This window comes from Cupriavidus malaysiensis, assembly GCF_001854325.1.
Classification (GTDB): Bacteria; Pseudomonadota; Gammaproteobacteria; order Burkholderiales; family Burkholderiaceae; genus Cupriavidus; species Cupriavidus malaysiensis.
The window spans coordinates 963,167-979,455 of the sequence record NZ_CP017754.1 but is presented as its reverse complement, the minus strand read 5'-3'; the positions used below and the strand labels follow the sequence as shown (position 1 = coordinate 979,455).

Genomic DNA, 16,289 nt, shown 5'->3' with positions numbered 1-16,289 from the left:
GACGATGACGGCAGCGCCATCGGCGCGGCGCCCGCTCGACGGCATGGCGACCGGGCTGATGGTGGCGCTGTGCGCGGTCTGGGGGCTGCAGCAGGTGGTCATCAAGGCCACCGTGCCGCTGATGGGCGCCGTGCTGCAGGCCGGGCTGCGCTCCGCCATCGCGGCGCTGCTGGTGCTCGGCTTCGCGCTGTGGCGCGGCACGCCGCTGTGGCGGCGCGACGGCACGCTGGGCGCCGGCCTGGCGGCCGGGCTGCTGTTCGGCGCGGAGTTCTACTGCATCTTCGTCGGCCTGGGCCACACCACTGCCTCGCGCATGGCGGTCTTCCTCTATACAGCGCCGATCTTCACCGCGCTGGGCCTGCACCTGACGGTGGACGGCGAGAAACTGCGCAGCGGACAGTGGCTGGGCGTGGTGCTGGCCTTCGCCGGCATGGCGCTGGCCTTCGCCGACGGCCTCGCCGGTCACGGCCAGCGCGGCAGCACCCTGCTGGGCGACGCGCTCGGCATCCTGGCCGGCGCGCTCTGGGCGGCGACCACGGTGGTCGTGCGCGCCTCGCGCCTGTCCAGCGCCCCGGCCAGCAAGACCCTGCTCTACCAGCTGGCGGTCTCGGCCGTGCTGCTGCTGGTCATGGCGCTGGCGAGCGGGCAGGCCGCCGACGCACGCGTCAACGGCCTGGTGCTGGCGAGCCTGTTCTACCAGTCGGTGCTGATCGCCTTCCTCAGCTACCTGACCTGGTTCTGGCTGCTCGGCCGCTACCTGGCCTCGCGGCTGTCGGTGTTCTCCTTCCTGACCCCGCTGTTCGGCGTGGCCTTCGGCGTGCTGCTGATGCACGATGCCGTGGGCCCGCGCTTCGCTGCGGCGGCTGTGCTGGTGCTGGCCGGCATCGTGCTGGTCAACCGGCGGCAGTGACGTGCCTGCGCGGCGCGTGGGCCGCGCCGCTCAGGCGGCCGCGCTGATGCGCCGCGCCAGTTCGACGTACTCCTCGACCGGCACCTCCTCGGCGCGGCGGCCGAGATCGAATCCCATGCCCTCGAAGTCGACCTGGTCGCGCAGCATCGACAGCGTATTGCGCAGCACCTTGCGCCGCTGCGAGAAGGCGGCCGCCACCACGTCGCCCAGCACCGTGATGTCGCAGGCGGGGTAAGGCGAGCGCAGGCTGCCGTCGGCCTGGCGCGGCCAGGGAATCATGCGCACCACGGCCGAATCGACCTTGGGCGGCGGGTTGAACGACGACGGCGGCACGTCGAGCACGTACTCCATGTAGTAGCGCACCTGCAGCATGATCGACAGCCGCCCGAAGGCCTTGCTGCCGGGCTGCGCCACCATGCGCTCCACCACCTCCTTCTGCAGCATGAAATGCTGGTCGCGCACGAGATCGGCGAACTGCGCGAGGTGGAACAGCAACGGACTGGAGATGTTGTAAGGCAGGTTGCCGACGATGCGCAGCGGGTGGCCGGCCTGGAACAGGCTGCCGAAATCAAAGGCCAGCGCGTCGCCGGCATGGATGGCCAGGCGCTCGCCGAAGCGGCGCCGCAGGCGTTCGACCAGGTCGCGGTCGAGCTCGACCACCTGCATGCGCGGCAGGCGCTCCAGCAGCGGCCCGGTCAGGGCGCCCAGGCCTGGGCCGATCTCGACCAGTACGTCGTCCGGCTGGGGATCGATGGCATTGACGATGCCGTGAATGATGCCGTCATCGACCAGGAAGTTCTGGCCGAAGCGCTTGCGGGCCACATGGCCCTGGTACACGTTGGAACGCATGGATTCTCGTCAGGCTCCGGCGCGTCGGTGGCGTCCGCTGGCATGGCCCGCCATCTCGGCGGCGCAGCGGATGGACTCGATCATGCTGCCGTGCTCGGCGCGACCGCTGGCGGCCAGGTCGAGGGCGGTGCCGTGGTCGACCGACGTCCGGATGAAGGGCAGGCCCAGCGTGATGTTGACACCGTGACCGAAGGTGCCGTATTTCAGCGGGGCCAGGCCCTGATCGTGATACATGGCCAGCACGCAGTCGGCCTCGCCCAGGTGGCGCGGCTGGAACAGCGTATCGGCCGGATAGGGGCCGCGGGCATCGATGCCGGCATCGACCGCGCGCTGCAGCGCCGGCACGATGACGTCGATCTCTTCGCGGCCCAGGTGGCCGCTCTCGCCGGCATGCGGGTTGAGCCCCGTGACCAGGATGCGCGGCCGCGCCAGGCCGAAGCGGTGGCGCAGGTCAGCGTCGATGATGCGCAACGTCTCCAGCAGCATCGGCACGTCGAGCGCATCGGGCACGGCGCGCAGCGGCAGGTGGGTGGTGGCCAGCGCCACGCGCAGCATGGCATTGCCGTGCGCGGGCTGGGGACCGGCCAGCATCATCACCACGCGCGCGGTGCCGGAACGCTCGGCCAGGTATTCGGTATGGCCGGTGAAGGGAATGCCGGCATCGTTGATGGTGCTCTTCTGCACCGGTGCCGTGACCATGCCCGCGTAGCGTGCCGGACCGCCATCGGCACGGCAGCCATCCATCGCCGCATCGAGCAGCGCCAGCACATAGCAGCCATTGCGCGCGTCGAGCCGTCCGGGTTCGCTGGCCACGGCCAGTGCGATGTCCTGCGCCACCACCTTGCCTTCGGCCTGCAGCCGTTCCCAGGCGTGCGCGACCCCGAGCGCCTCGGCGCGCGCGCGCATCAGGCGCGCGTCGCCCAGCACGTGGAAGCGCAGGCCACCTTCCGTAGCAGCCAGCTGCAGCAGGGCGCCGATGGTGATATCGGGGCCGATGCCGGCGGGTTCGCCGGTGGTGATGGCGAGGGAGAGAGGCTCTGACATGGCGGTGACGATCGGGGAGCGCTGAGCAAGCGGCCGGCGGCCGCTCAGCGGTCGCGGTTCAGGCGGTACTCCACATAGGCGGCCTGGCGCAGCTGGCGCACCCAGTCATCATAGGCGGCGCGCAGCTTGCGCTCGCGGATCTCGGCACGGGCGAAGTCGCGCTGCTTCTCCGGCGACACCTCGGTCTCGCGGCGGTTCAGCACCTGGATCAGGTGCACGCCGAACTGCGTGACGATGGGCTCCGAGATCTCGCCCGGACGCAGGCGGCTCATGGCCTGCTCGAACTCGGGCACCAGCTCGCCCGGCGAGACCCAGCCGAGGTCGCCGCCGGCCTGTGCCGAACCGTCCTGCGAGTAGCGTCGGGCCGCATCGGCAAAGTCACCGCCATGGGTCAGGCGGTCGCGCAGCGTGGTGAGCTGGCGCTTGGCTTCCGCCTCCGGCATGTTGGGGCCGGTGCGGATCAGGATGTGCCGCACCTGGGTCTGCTGGATATGCTGCGGCGCGGCCGGATCGGTGCCCGGTGCGGAGCGCTTGGCGACCAGCTTGAGGATATGGAAGCCGTTGCCGCTCTCGATCACCTGCGGGGCGACGTTGCCCACCGGCAGGTCGAGGATGGCATTGGCAAACAGCGCCGGCAGCCGTCCGATCTCGCGGAAACCGAGGTTGCCGCCGCCGGCGGCCTCCGTGCCGTCCGAGCTGGTCTGGGCCAGCTGGGCGAAATCGGCGCCCGCCTGGGCCTGCTTGAGCAGGCCTTCGGCCTTGGTCCTCAACGCTGCCTTCTGGGCTTCGCTGGCATCTTCGGGCACGCGCACCAGGATCTGGGCCACGTTGTATTCGGTCGGACCGCTGTCGGCGGCACCCTGCCCGCGCGCGGCCAGGTAGTTGTCGATCTCACCGTCGTAGACCTGCACCTTGGAGTCCACCTCGCGCTCGCGCAGGCGGATCACCGCCACCTGCTTGCGCAGCTCCTCGCGGTACTTGCTCCAGGTCATGCCGGTACGCTCGACCTGGGCGCGCAGGTCGTTCACGCCGATGCGGTTCTGCTGGGCCACCGACTCGACAGCACGGTCCACTTCCTGGTCGGTCACGCGGATGCCGGCTTCCTGTGCCGCCTGCGTCTGCACGCGCTCGGTGACCAGGCGCTCCAGCACTTCGGACAAGAGGTCGGCGCGCGGCGGCACCGGGCGGTTGGCAGCACGCAGCTGGTTCTCGATCTCGTCGACGCGGTCGAGCAGTTCACGCCGGGTGATGACGCTGTTGTTGACGATGGCCACCACTTCATCGACCAGCTGCGAGCGCTTGGCGCTGGCGCCAGGCGTGGTCACCCCCAGGGCCGGCTGGGCCGCCGGCGCGCTGGCGCCTCCGGCCTGCGGCATGAAGATGCCGCTGGCACGGCCGGGCGCGGGGGCCTTGAGCTGGGCTCCGGCCGGCGCCGCCACGGTGGCCAGCAACAGGCAGGCCAGCATGCGACGAAGCAGGATCGAAGAAGAAAGAGCAGCGAAATCTCGACGTGTCATCATGGTCCGTCATTCGTAGTGGTCGAGCTGGGAGGGCTGCACGGCCTGCACCGGCACGGGCTGGTAGCCCGGCACGTTCAGGCGCAGCAGATCCAGCGGATTGGTGCCGATCTTGGACAAGCCGCGCAGCTCGACCTGGAAGAAGAAGCGGCCGGTATAGCCGTTCGTCGTATTGCGGAAACGCTGGTAGACGAAGCGGCCCACCCAGCAATCCGCCGCATATTCGAAGCCGACCAGCGCATCGACCAGCTGGCTGGCGCTCAGGTCGAAGGCGACCCGGCCGATGCCGTACAGGCGGCGCGTCAGCGGCCACTGGCTGGACGTCTCGAGCTGGTCGATCGCGCTGTTGTCGGTCACCGAGGTCGCGCGGCGGTAGCGGTAGCCGATATTGAACAGCTTGCGCGTCTCGGGCCGCCACGCGAAGCTGACATTGGTGTAGTCGACGCGGTCGGTGTCCGGATTGTACTGGAGCGCGGTATCCAGGTAGTAGCCGCGGAACAGCTGCACCGTGGCCGCGCCGAGCAGGTCGGACGGGCCGGAGCTGGCGTCGATGGTCGGCGAGCCCCCGATCTGCACCTGCTGGCCCTTGAAGTTGACGCGCTGGGCCAGGGTGCCGCGGAAGCGCTCCACCCCGGTTTCCGCTTCGATCAGGCGCGTGGTCACGCCGACCGTCACCTTGTTGTTGTCGGCGATGCGGTCGTAGCCGGTGAACGGATTCTCGGTGAAGATCTGGCCGTAGCCGAAATCCGACTGCACCGTATCGAACAGCGGGAACTGGCTCTGGTCGCGGAACGGCGTGTAGACGTAGAACAGGCGCGGTTCCAGCGTCTGGACATAGTTGACGCCGAACAGGCGGCTGATGCCGGGCGCATCACGCTCGAAGGTCATGCCGGAGTCGACGCTGAAGGTCGGCACCGTGCGCGTCAGCGAATTGGAGTTGCCGGGCGTGTTCGACGCCGCCTCCATCTGGTACTGCGTCGCGTTGAAGATGAGCTTGGGCTTGACGTACCAGCCCGCGCGCACGATCGGGTAGCTGATCGACGGCTGGATGAAGAGGCGATCCCCTTCGGGTTGCTGGAAGCCGGTGGTCGTCAGCGGGATGCGGAAGCGCGAATAGTCGCTCTCGACCTGGAAGTCGAAGCCGCCCAGGTCATAGCGCGAGTACTTGACGTTGAGCTGCGGCTCGCGGTTGTACGACGGCTGGTTGGGCGCCAGGGTCTGGAACCTCTGCACGCGCGCCAGCACGCTCAGCCCGTTCCAGTTGTAGGTCACGCCACCTTCCTGCGTGTACTGCAAGGTGGTGGCCTGCGACAGGCTGCGCGTCAGGTCGGTCGGGTAGGTGTTGTCCGAGACCTTGTTGACGTTGACATAGGCGCCCAGGCCCGGCGCCAGCGTCTGGTTGTGCTGTACCGAATAGGCCCAACGGTTCGTCCCCGTCTTCTGATCGTCCGGGAGGAATTCGCCGCGGATGCGCCCGGAATAGCCATCACCCAGGTAGCGGAAATCCTCACCGAGCTGGAAACCGCGCGAAGTCAGCACACGCGGGTACAGCGTCAGGTCGCGGTTGGGCGCGATATTGAAGTAGTACGGAACCGTGACGTCGAACCCGGAGCGCGAACCGTAGGAGAACAGCGGCGCCAGCACGCCGCTGCGGCGCTCGCCGGTCAGCGGGAAACTCATCATCGGCGTGGCGAACACCGGCACGTCGAAGAAGCGCATCACTGCGCCGTAGGCGACCCCGACCTGCCGGTCGTTGTCGATGTCCACCTGGCGCGCGCTGAAGTACCAGTCCGCGTTGTCCGGCGAGCAGGTTGTGTAGCTGGTGCGCTGGATGCTGGTGTGGTCCTTGTCGAGGAAGTCGATGCGTTCGGCCTTGCCGTTGCCGCCGGTCTGCTGGAAATAGTAGTCCGGCGACAGCATGTAGCCTTCGTTGGCCTCGACGCGCATGCGCCCCTCCGGGCCCACGGCCAGCGTGCCGTTCTGCGACAGGCGGGCGTTGCCCTGGACGAAGGCCTCGTCGGTGTCCTGGTCGTAGGTCAGGCGGTCGCCCTTGATCACCTTGCCGTCGTTGCGCAGCTCGGCGTCGCCCTGCACCGCCACGCCGCGCTCGTTGTAGCCGTCCATGCGGTCGCCGGAAACGAAGACCGGGGGCCTGGCGTCCGGCTCCTTGCGCACGGTTTCCGGCTCGGGCAGCTTCGGCACCAGTTGGCCCGCCACCGGCGGCACCTCCGGCGCCTGCTCCACGGCCGGTTCGGCGACCGGGAGGTCGGGAATGCCCGAGCCGACGGCCTGCGCGTGCAGGCCGGCCGACCACCATCCGGCCATCGCCAGCACGAGCGGCCGCAGCGCGCTGGCCGGCAGCCTGCCGGCCATGCGCAACGTCGCTGGGTTTGCCTTCTTGTTCGGTGGTCGTGGTTTGACGGTCATGCGAGCGGGTAGTCAGTCGGGTCGGGGCAGCCTGCGCGAACCGCCGCGCCCTTCCGGTACAGGCTATCGGGCCGCCCGACGCCCGCGGTCCGGGCGCCCGGCGCCCGGGTCTGGTCGGGTATTATACGGGGCATCCTATCCTCTACTTCCGGCATGGCAGCACTTCCCCCCGACACACGCCTGGACGCGCTCAAATCCTGGGTCGCATCACTGGGTCCAGCCTGGTCGATCGACCCCGATTCCTGTACCCCGGCCTCCGCCGACGCCAGCTTCCGGCGCTACTTCCGCGTCAACAGCGCGCGTCCCGGCCACGCCACACTGATCGTGATGGATGCGCCGCCCGCGCAGGAGGACTGCCGCCCCTTCATCCATGTGTCGGAGCTGTTCGGCGCGGCGGGCGTGACGGTACCGCGCGTGCTGGAACAGGACCTGGCGCAAGGCTTCCTGCTGCTGACCGATCTCGGCCACCAGACCTACCTGTCGCGCCTGGACCCTGCCAATGCGCGCCAGCTCTATGGCGACGCCGCGGCCGCGCTGGTTCGCATCCAGGCCGCGACCCGTCCCGGCGCGCTGCCGGCCTACGACCGCGCCCTGCTGCAGCGCGAACTCGACCTGTTCCCCGAGTGGTATGTGGCGCGGCATCTGGGTGTCACGCCGAGCACCGCCCAGCAGGCCGACCTGCGCGAGGTCATGGACACGCTGCTGGCCAACAACCTGGCGCAGCCGCAGGTCTACGTGCACCGCGACTACCATTCGCGCAACCTGATGGTGCTGGACGGCGAAGCCAATCCCGGCATCCTGGACTTCCAGGACGCGGTGATCGGCCCCATCACCTATGACGCCGTCTCGCTGTGGCGCGACGCGTATATCGAATGGGAAGAAGAGGAGCAGCTCGACTGGCTGATCCGCTACTGGGAACGCGCGCGCCGCGCCGGCCTGCCGGTGGCGGCCGACTTCGGCGATTTCTACCGCGATTTCGAGTGGATGGGCCTGCAGCGCCACCTGAAGGTGCTGGGCATCTTCGCCCGCCTCTATCACCGCGACGGCAAGGACGGCTACCTGGCCAACCTGCCGCTGGTGCTGAAGTACGCGCGCCAGGTGGCCGGCCGCTATAGCGAGCTGCGCAAGCTGGTCCGCCTGTTCGATGCACTCGAAGGCGTCGAGCGGGCCGCCGGCTATACCTTCTGAAGGGCGCGCCGTGCCCGACCCGAGTACCGCCAGGCCGGCCGCCGGCGCGGCCCGCGCCGGCGAGTGGTGGGCCGGCGTGCGCGCGCTGGCCCCGATGCTGCTGGGTGTGGCGCCCTTCGGCCTGATCTATGGGGTGCTGGCGGTCAATGCCGGCATGCCGGCCTGGCTGGCCTGCGCCATGAGCGCCATCGTCTTCGGCGGCGCCTCGCAGATGATCCTGACCCAGCTGTGGGCGGCCGGCACGCCGGCCCTGGTGATGGCCCTGACGGTGGCCATGGTCAACCTGCGCCATGCGCTGTACTCGGCCACCATGGCGCCAGCGCTGGCACCGCTGTCGCGCGGCTGGAAAGCGCTGATCGCCTACCTGCTGACCGACGAAGCCTTCGCCGCCATGACGCGCCGGCTGGATGGCGGCAGCGCCGACCGCGGCGCCGGCCCCTATCGCCACTGGTATTTCTTCGGCGCGGGCTTCGCGCTGTGGGCCGGATGGCAGGTCTCGACGCTGGCCGGCGTACTGGTCGGCGCGCAGGTGCCGCGCCACTGGCCGCTCGACTTCTTCCTGCCGCTGACCTTCATCGGCATCATCGTGCCGGCGCTCAAGCACCGCGCCCAGCTCGCCGCGGCCCTGGTGGCCAGCGCGCTGGCCGTGGCCTGCCACGGGCTGCCGCACAAGTCGGGGCTGATGGCGGCAGCCCTGGGCGGCATCGCCGCCGGCATGCTGCTGCGCGACCGCGGCAAGCGTTCCGGCCGGCCCCGCGAGCACGGTGGCACCCCGGAAGGCGACCGGCACGGCCCGAGGCGGCGCAGCGGGAGCGCAGCATGAGCGACCTGGTCCTGCTGGCCGTGTTCGTCGGAGCCGGCCTCGCCACTTTCCTGATCCGTCTGTCCTTCATCGCGCTCGAGGGTCGCGTGCGCCTGCCGTCCTGGTTCCGCACCTCGCTGCAGTTCGTGCCGCCGGCCATGCTGTCGGCCCTGATCGCCCCCGACCTGCTGATGCGCGATGGCCACCTCGACCTCAGCCCCGGCAACGCGCGCCTGCTTGCCGGCGCGGTGGCCATCCTGATCGCCGCGCGCACGCGCAGCATCGGCTGGACCATCGCCGGCGGCATGGCCGCGCTGGCAGCCCTGGAGTACCTGTTGTGAAAGCGATGATCTTCGCCGCCGGACGCGGCGAACGCATGCGGCCCCTGACCGACACCTGTCCGAAGCCGCTGCTGGCCGTGGGCGGCAAACCCCTGATCGTCTGGCAGATCGAGGCGCTGGCGCGCGCCGGCCTGCGCGAGATCGTCATCAACCACGCCTGGCTCGGCCTCCGCATCGAGGCCGAACTGGGCGACGGCGCGCGCTTCGGCGTGAAGCTGTCCTACTCGCCGGAAGCCAGCGCCCTGGAGACGGCGGGCGGGGTGGCGCAGGCGCTGCCTTTGCTGACCGGTGCGGGCAGCGGTGCCGGCACCGACACCGCGCCAGCGCAGACGGGGGAGATCTTCCTGGCCGTCTCGGGCGACGTTTTCTGCGACTTCGACTACGCCAGCCTGCTGCCGCGCGCGCGCGCCATGGCCGGGGCGGCACAGCCCCGCATGCACCTGGTGATGGTGCCCAACCCGCCCTTCCATCCGGGTGGCGACTTCGCCCTCGACGCCGCCGGCCGGCTGTGGCAGGACGCCCCCGCCGGCGCCGAGCGGCTCACCTTCGGCAATATCGGCCTGTACGACACGCGCTGGTTCCGGCACATCGCTGCCGGCGACAAGGTGCCGATGACGCCCCTCTATCGCGCCGCCATCGCCTCCGGCGCGGCCAGCGGCGAGCGCTTCGAGGGGCGCTGGGAGAACGTCGGCACGCCGGCCCAGCTGGCCGAACTGGACCGCGAACTGCGCGCGGCGGGGCTGGCCGCACCGCTCTGACGGCCCCCGGCCCGCGGCCCCCCCGGCGCGCCTCCGGGTGCAGGGAACGCAGCGGCGGCGGTAGAATCGAATCCATCGAACAGACTTCCCGGCCCTCACATGTCCGCACCCGAACCTGCCCTCCTCGCGGCCTGCCGCGAACGCCGCGCACGCGTACTGCAGCAGTTGCGCGCGGCCGGCGGCGGCGTGGCGATCCTGCCCACCGCCCCGGAAGCCATGCGCAACCGCGACAGCGACTACCCGTACCGGCACGACAGCCACTTCTACTACCTGAGCGCCTTCACCGAGCCCGAGGCCGTGCTGGTGCTGGTCGCCGGCGCCGAGGCCGGCGCCGACCGCAGCATCCTGTTCTGCCGGCCCAAGCATGAAGAGCGCGAGATCTGGGACGGTTTCCGCTACGGTCCCGAGGGCGCACTCGCGGCGTTCGGCTTCGACGAGGCGCATTCGGTCGAGGAACTCGATGCGCGGCTGCCCGCGCTGCTGGCCGACCGCGCCGTGCTGGCCTATCCGCTGGCCGCCAGCTCGCGCATCGACCGCCAGGTGCGGCGCTGGCTCGATGCCGTGCGCACGCTGTCGCGCTCGGGTGTCGCGGTGCCGGCCACCGTGCTGGACCTGCACAACGTGCTCGACGAAATGCGCCTGTTCAAGGACGCGGGCGAACTGGCGGTGATGCGCCGCGCCGGCGAGATCTCAGCGCAGGCTCACGTGCGGGCCATGCGCACCAGCCGCGCCGGCCTGCGCGAGTACCACCTGGAGGCCGAGCTGCTGTACGAGTTCCGCCGCCACGGCGCGCAGAGCGTGGCCTACAACTCTATCGTCGCGACCGGTGCCAACGCCTGTGTGCTGCACTATCGCGCCGGCCCGGCCGAACTGCGCGACGGCGACCTGTGCCTGATCGATGCCGGCTGCGAACTCGACGGCTACGCCTCCGACATCACCCGCACCTTCCCCGTGTCCGGCCGTTTTTCCGCTGCGCAACGCGAGCTGTACGACCTGGTGCTGGCGGCACAGGAAGCGGCCATCGCCGAGACGCGCGCCGGCGTGCCGTACAACGTGCCGCACGACGCTGCCGTGCGCGTGCTGGCGCAAGGCATGCTCGACACGGGCCTGCTCGACCGCAACCAGGAAGGCACGCTGGACGACGTGCTGGCCAATGGCAGCTACCGCCGCTTCTATATGCACCGCACCGGCCACTGGCTCGGCATGGACGTGCACGACGTGGGCGAATACCGCGTGCCGGGCCTGGCCGCGGCCGGCACCGAGCGGCCGTGGCGCGCGCTGGAGCCCGGCATGGTGCTGACCGTCGAGCCGGGCATCTACGTGCGCCCGGCCGAGGACGTGCCGGAGCGCTACTGGCACATCGGCATCCGCATCGAGGACGACGCGGTCGTCACCGGCGGCGCCTGCGAGCTGATCACGCGCGGCGTGCCGGTCAAGGCGGACGAGATCGAGGCACTCATGCGCGAAGGCGGGCCGCGATGATTGCCTGGCTGCGCAACCTGCTTTCCGGCGGCCGGCCGGCCGCCGCGCATCCGCAGGCCACCCCCGACGAGCCCTTCGTCATCAACCTGTTCGAAGACCGGGCCGTGGTCCACCGACCCGACGGCCAACGCGAAGAAGTGACATGGGACGCACTCGAGCGCGTGGTGATACGTGTCTCTGATCGCGCCCCCTGGAACGGTGCTCTCTGGCTGATCCTGGTCGGCGCCGCCGACAGCGGCCAGGGTTGCGTGGTCCCGGCCGCGGCCGTCAACTACGGCGCGCTGCTGGCCAGGCTGCAAGCCCTGCCCGGCTTCGACCAGCACAAGCTGGACAATGCCCGGCGCGACGCCGATGCCGGCAAATCCCGCTCCGACGCCATCTGCTGGAAGCGCGGCGCTGGCGCCGAGCACCCCGCCTCCGAAGCCTCCCCGCCTCCTCATGACGAAGCCGGCAAGCCCTGATTCCTTCGGCACGCCCGGGGCGGCCGCGGATGTTCCCTCGGACGTCGCCTTGGATGCCGCCGACGTCGCCATCGCCGGCGGCGGCCCTGTCGGCCTGGCCCTGACCTGCCAGCTGCTGCGCAGCACCGACCTGCGCGTCACGCTGATCGACGCCGCCACGCCTGCCCGCGCTGCGCACGATCCGCGCGCGCTGGCCCTGTCGCACGGCAGCCGCGAGCTGCTCGATGCCCTCGGCGCCTGGCCGGCCCAGGTCACCCCGATCGAGCATATCCACGTGTCGCAGCAGGGCCGTTTCGGCCACGTGGCGCTGCACCGCGAGGACTACGGCGTACCGGCACTGGGCTACGTGGTCCGCTACGGCGACTTGTGCCAGGCCCTGGAGCGGGCATTGGAACAGGCCCGGACCGCGGCCGGCGCGCCGCGGCTGACCCGGGTCTTCCAGACCCGGATCGATGCTGTGGAAGACGCCGCCGGAGCCGCCGCCGGAGCCGCCGCCGGCATCGTGCGCCTGTCGGGTACCGGTGCCGACGGCCAGCCCGCCGTGTTCGCGGCCCGCATCGCGGTGCAGGCCGAGGGCGGCCTGTTCCAGCGGCAGATGCCGGCAGGACCGGGCCCGCGCGGTTGGCATCGCGACTACGGGCAGACCGCCATCATCGGCCACGTCCGCTGCAGCGCGCCGCGGCCCGGCTGGGCCTGGGAGCGCTTCACCGAAGAGGGGCCGCTGGCGCTGCTGCCGCATGACGACCACGGCGTCGCGGGCTACGCGCTGGTGTGGTGCTGCGCGCCGGACGAAGCCTCCCGGCGCCTGGCCTTGCCCGAGGCCGAGTTCGTTGCCGAACTCGGCGCGGCCTTCGGCCCGCGCATGGGGCGCTTCACGCTCGCGGGCAAGCGCCACGCCTTCCCGCTCGGCCTGAACGCGGCGCCGGTGACGGTGCGCGGACGTACCGTGGCTATCGGCAATGCGGCGCAAACGCTACATCCGGTCGCCGGCCAGGGCCTGAACCTGGGCCTGCGCGATGCCTTCGTGCTGGCCGACGCCTTGCGCACGGGATGCACGCCGCGCAGTCTGCAGGACTTTGCCGCGCGGCACCGGCTCGATCGCGCCGTCACCATCGGCGTCACCGACTTCCTGCCGCGCGTGTTCGCCCTGCCCTCCCCGCTCGCGGCCCACGCGCGCGGGGCCTCGCTGGCCGCGCTGGCATGCCTGCCGCCCTTGAAGCACGCGCTGGCGCACCAGATGATGTACGGCATGCGGCGCTGAGGCCCGGCCTCGGACAACGCCTCGCCGGCCCCGGCGGCGCGCCGGCGCCGGGGCTTGCGATTATTTGCTCAAATCTTGGGCAACCCCTCCCGTTTGGCGGTAAAATCCTGCCCTCGCCCATGTCCCGACCGCCAGCCGAACGCTGTTTTGGCCGGGCATGCTTTTCCATTTTTGCATCTTGCTTCCCGTCCGCCCGGCAGGCCGACGCCAGCGGGTAATCCTCGAACGCCATCGTGCAGATCGGACCGCATCGCCTTCGCAACAACCTCTTCGTCGCGCCCATGGCCGGCGTGACGGACCGCCCCTTCCGCCAGCTGTGCAAGCGGCTCGGGGCCGGCTATGCCGTCTCCGAGATGGTCGCGTCGAACGCCCAGTTGTGGAAGAGCGAGAAGACCATGCGGCGCGCCAACCATACCGGGGAAGTGGAGCCGATCGCGGTGCAGATCGCCGGCGCAGAACCCGGCATGATGGCCGAGGCGGCCCGCTACAACGTCGAGCGCGGCGCGCAGATCATCGACATCAACATGGGCTGCCCGGCCAAGAAGGTCTGCAATGTGGCGGCCGGTTCGGCGCTGCTGCAGAACGAGCCGCTGGTGGCACGCATCGTCGAGGCGGTGGTGGCGGCCGTGGCCGAGGTCGATGCGAAGGTGCCGGTCACGCTGAAGATCCGCACCGGCTGGAACCGCGAGAACCGCAACGCGCTGCGCGTGGCGCGCCTGGCCGAAGACGCCGGCATCAGCATGCTGACGATCCACGGCCGTACCCGCGCCGACCTCTACCACGGCGAGGCCGAGTACGAGACGATCGCCGCGGTCAAGGCGCAGGCCGGCATCCCGATCGTCGCCAACGGCGACATCACCACACCGCAGAAGGCCAGGCAGGTGCTGGCAGCGACCGGCGCCGACGCGCTGATGATCGGCCGCGCGGCGCAGGGACGGCCCTGGCTGTTCCGCGAGATCGAGCATTTCCTCGCCACCGGCGAACTGCTGCCGCCGCCCGAGGTGGCCGAGATCCGCGCCATCATGAACGAGCACCTGGCCGACCACTACGCCTTCTACGGGGAATTCACCGGCGTGCGCACCGCGCGCAAGCATATCGCCTGGTACACGCGCGGCCTGAAAGGGGCCAACCTGTTCCGCCACCACATGAACACGCTGGACAGCAGCACGGCGCAACTCGCCGCGGTCAACGCCTTCTTCGACGAGCAGGCGCAGCTGTCGGACCGGCTGGTCTATGTGGACGAGGCGCAGCAGGGCGACCAGGACGGGCAGGACAGCGAAACCGACAACAAGAACAGGGAGTTGCTTGCCGCATGAGCCGCAATGCGATCGACCAATGCATCCGGGACAGCCTGAGCGCCTACTTCCGGGACCTGGACGGCGAGGAGCCGTCGAACATCTACAACATGGTGCTGGAGGCCGTCGAGCGCCCCCTGCTGGAGGCAGTGATGACGCGCGCCGAGCGCAACCAGTCGCTGGCCGCCGCCTACCTCGGCATCAATCGCAACACGCTGCGCAAGAAGCTGCAGCAGCACGGTTTACTTTGAAGAGTCCCCCCGAGCCATGATCAAGCAAGCCCTCCTCTCCGTTTCCGACAAGACCGGCATCGTCGACTTCGCGCGCGAACTCCACGCGCTGGGCGTGACGCTGCTTTCCACGGGCGGCACCGCCAAGCTGCTGGCCGACAGCGGCCTGCCCGTGACCGAGGTCGCCGACTACACCGGCTTCCCGGAAATGCTCGACGGCCGCGTCAAGACGCTGCACCCCAAGGTGCACGGCGGCATCCTGGCGCGCCGCGACCTGCCCGAGCACATGGCCGCGCTGGCCGAGCACGGCATCCCGACCATCGACCTGCTGGTGGTCAACCTCTACCCGTTCCAGCAGACCGTGGCCAAGGATGACTGCACGCTGCCGGACGCGATCGAGAACATCGACATCGGCGGCCCGACCATGCTGCGCTCGGCAGCCAAGAACCACCGCGACGTCACCGTGATCGTCGATCCGGCCGACTACGCGCCGGTGCTGGCCGAGATGCGCGCCCATGGCAACCAGGTCGGCTACGACACCAATTTCCGCCTGGCCACCAAGGTGTTCGCGCATACCGCGCAGTACGACGGCGCCATCACCAACTACCTGACCAGCCTCGGCCCGGAGAAGTCGCACCAGGCGCGCAGCCGCTACCCGCAGACGCTGAACCTGGCCTTCGAGAAGGTGCAGGAAATGCGCTACGGCGAGAACCCGCACCAGTCGGCCGCCTTCTATCGCGACCTGAAGGCCGTGGACGGCGCGCTGGCCAACTACGTGCAGCTGCAGGGCAAGGAACTGTCGTACAACAACATCGCCGATGCCGACGCGGCCTGGGAATGCGTCAAGTCCTTCGCCCCGTCCGCCGGCGCGGCCTGCGTCATCATCAAGCACGCCAACCCCTGCGGCGTGGCGGTCGGCGTCTCCGCCCTGGAAGCCTATGAGAAGGCCTTCAAGACCGATTCGACCTCGGCCTTCGGCGGCATCATCGCCTTCAACGTCGAACTGGACGAAGCCGCCGCGCAGGCGGTCGCCAAGCAGTTCGTCGAAGTGCTGATCGCGCCGTCGTTCTCCGCCGGCGCGCGCGCCGTGTTCGAGGCCAAGCAGAACGTGCGCCTGCTCGAGATCCCGCTGGGCCAGGGCCTCAACCCGTTCGACTTCAAGCGCGTCGGCGGCGGCCTGCTGGTGCAGGGCCCGGACGCCAAGAACGTGCAGCCGGCCGAGCTGCGCGTGGTGACCAAGCGCCACCCGACGCCCAAGGAAATGGATGACCTGATGTTCGCCTGGCGCGTCGCCAAGTTCGTCAAGTCCAATGCCATCGTCTTCTGCGGCGGCGGCATGACGCTGGGCGTGGGCGCGGGCCAGATGAGCCGCGTCGACTCGGCACGCATCGCCAGCATCAAGGCACAGAACGCCGGCCTGACGCTGGCGGGCTCGGCCGTGGCATCGGACGCCTTCTTCCCGTTCCGCGACGGCCTGGACGTGGTGGTGGATGCCGGCGCGACCTGCGTGATCCAGCCGGGCGGCTCGATGCGCGACGACGAGGTGATCGCCGCCGCCGACGAGCGCAACATCGCCATGGTGCTGACCGGCACCCGCCACTTCCGCCACTGATGCACTGATGCACTGACGGCCGGCGTCTCCGGCCGCGCCCTTGCGGCGCCGGCCGCTGACGTCCCCACACCGATGCCTGCCCCGGCAGGCACCGGGCGGCGCGGCAATCCCA

The 16,289-nt window shown here is 70.1% G+C and carries 15 protein-coding genes; 11 read left to right on the top strand and 4 right to left on the bottom strand.

Annotated elements, in window-relative coordinates:
- Positions 1 to 4 precede the first annotated feature (4 nt).
- Positions 5 to 910, top strand: a complete 906-nt coding sequence (locus BKK80_RS04290) for a DMT family transporter (RefSeq protein ID WP_071016066.1) — start codon at positions 5 to 7, stop codon at positions 908 to 910.
- A gap of 30 nt (positions 911 to 940) precedes the next feature.
- Here BKK80_RS04290 and rsmA read toward each other — a convergent pair whose 3' ends face one another.
- The 4 genes from rsmA to BKK80_RS04270 are packed head-to-tail and all read right to left on the bottom strand — an operon-like array spanning position 941 to position 6,747.
- A complete protein-coding gene (rsmA, locus tag BKK80_RS04285; protein ID WP_071068627.1) occupies positions 941 to 1,759 on the bottom strand; it encodes a 16S rRNA (adenine(1518)-N(6)/adenine(1519)-N(6))-dimethyltransferase RsmA in 819 nt (272 codons plus the stop codon).
- A gap of 9 nt (positions 1,760 to 1,768) precedes the next feature.
- Positions 1,769 to 2,803 (bottom strand): 4-hydroxythreonine-4-phosphate dehydrogenase PdxA, encoded by a 1,035-nt coding sequence (gene pdxA / locus BKK80_RS04280; RefSeq protein WP_071068626.1) that lies wholly within the window; start codon positions 2,801 to 2,803, stop codon positions 1,769 to 1,771.
- A 44-nt stretch (positions 2,804 to 2,847) separates the two neighbouring features.
- Positions 2,848 to 4,320, bottom strand: a complete 1,473-nt coding sequence (locus BKK80_RS04275; RefSeq protein WP_071016064.1) for a peptidylprolyl isomerase — start codon at positions 4,318 to 4,320, stop codon at positions 2,848 to 2,850.
- Between the two features lie 9 nt (positions 4,321 to 4,329).
- Positions 4,330 to 6,747: an LPS-assembly protein LptD gene (locus BKK80_RS04270; protein ID WP_071037504.1), complete on the bottom strand. Its 2,418-nt coding sequence runs from the start codon at positions 6,745 to 6,747 to the stop codon at positions 4,330 to 4,332.
- A 153-nt stretch (positions 6,748 to 6,900) separates the two neighbouring features.
- On the opposite strand from BKK80_RS04270, the gene BKK80_RS04265 reads away from it, so the two are divergent.
- The 10 genes from BKK80_RS04265 to purH all read left to right on the top strand — a co-directional run bounded on the left by BKK80_RS04265 (position 6,901) and on the right by purH (position 16,177).
- Positions 6,901 to 7,935 carry an aminoglycoside phosphotransferase family protein gene (locus BKK80_RS04265; protein WP_071068625.1) on the top strand — a complete coding sequence of 345 codons (1,035 nt, stop codon included), beginning with the start codon at positions 6,901 to 6,903 and terminating at the stop codon, positions 7,933 to 7,935.
- A gap of 94 nt (positions 7,936 to 8,029) precedes the next feature.
- Entirely contained in the window at positions 8,030 to 8,758 is a 729-nt protein-coding gene (locus BKK80_RS04260) for an AzlC family ABC transporter permease (protein WP_232346304.1), read from the top strand.
- On the top strand, positions 8,755 to 9,078 hold the full coding sequence (locus BKK80_RS04255) for an AzlD domain-containing protein (protein WP_071011066.1): 324 nt from the start codon (positions 8,755 to 8,757) through the stop codon (positions 9,076 to 9,078). Before BKK80_RS04260 ends, BKK80_RS04255 begins: the two co-directional genes overlap by 4 nt.
- Positions 9,075 to 9,836 (top strand): N-acetylmuramate alpha-1-phosphate uridylyltransferase MurU, encoded by a 762-nt coding sequence (gene murU / locus BKK80_RS04250; protein WP_071037507.1) that lies wholly within the window; start codon positions 9,075 to 9,077, stop codon positions 9,834 to 9,836. The genes BKK80_RS04255 and murU overlap by 4 nt, the downstream gene beginning before the upstream one ends.
- A gap of 99 nt (positions 9,837 to 9,935) precedes the next feature.
- Complete coding sequence (locus BKK80_RS04245; protein WP_071068624.1) at positions 9,936 to 11,318, top strand: aminopeptidase P N-terminal domain-containing protein; 1,383 nt, start codon at positions 9,936 to 9,938, stop codon at positions 11,316 to 11,318.
- On the top strand, positions 11,315 to 11,779 hold the full coding sequence (locus BKK80_RS04240) for a hypothetical protein (protein ID WP_071068623.1): 465 nt from the start codon (positions 11,315 to 11,317) through the stop codon (positions 11,777 to 11,779). The genes BKK80_RS04245 and BKK80_RS04240 overlap by 4 nt, the downstream gene beginning before the upstream one ends.
- Positions 11,757 to 13,040 (top strand): UbiH/UbiF/VisC/COQ6 family ubiquinone biosynthesis hydroxylase, encoded by a 1,284-nt coding sequence (locus BKK80_RS04235; RefSeq protein ID WP_084545468.1) that lies wholly within the window; start codon positions 11,757 to 11,759, stop codon positions 13,038 to 13,040. Before BKK80_RS04240 ends, BKK80_RS04235 begins: the two co-directional genes overlap by 23 nt.
- Before the next feature lie 233 nt (positions 13,041 to 13,273).
- On the top strand, positions 13,274 to 14,356 hold the full coding sequence (dusB, locus tag BKK80_RS04230) for a tRNA dihydrouridine synthase DusB (RefSeq protein WP_071011056.1): 1,083 nt from the start codon (positions 13,274 to 13,276) through the stop codon (positions 14,354 to 14,356).
- Complete coding sequence (locus tag BKK80_RS04225; protein WP_071011054.1) at positions 14,353 to 14,586, top strand: Fis family transcriptional regulator; 234 nt, start codon at positions 14,353 to 14,355, stop codon at positions 14,584 to 14,586. Before dusB ends, BKK80_RS04225 begins: the two co-directional genes overlap by 4 nt.
- Before the next feature lie 16 nt (positions 14,587 to 14,602).
- The gene (gene purH / locus BKK80_RS04220) at positions 14,603 to 16,177 is read left to right on the top strand and encodes a bifunctional phosphoribosylaminoimidazolecarboxamide formyltransferase/IMP cyclohydrolase (RefSeq protein WP_071068622.1); all 1,575 of its coding nucleotides are present in this window, start codon (positions 14,603 to 14,605) and stop codon (positions 16,175 to 16,177) included.
- Positions 16,178 to 16,289 lie beyond the last annotated feature (112 nt).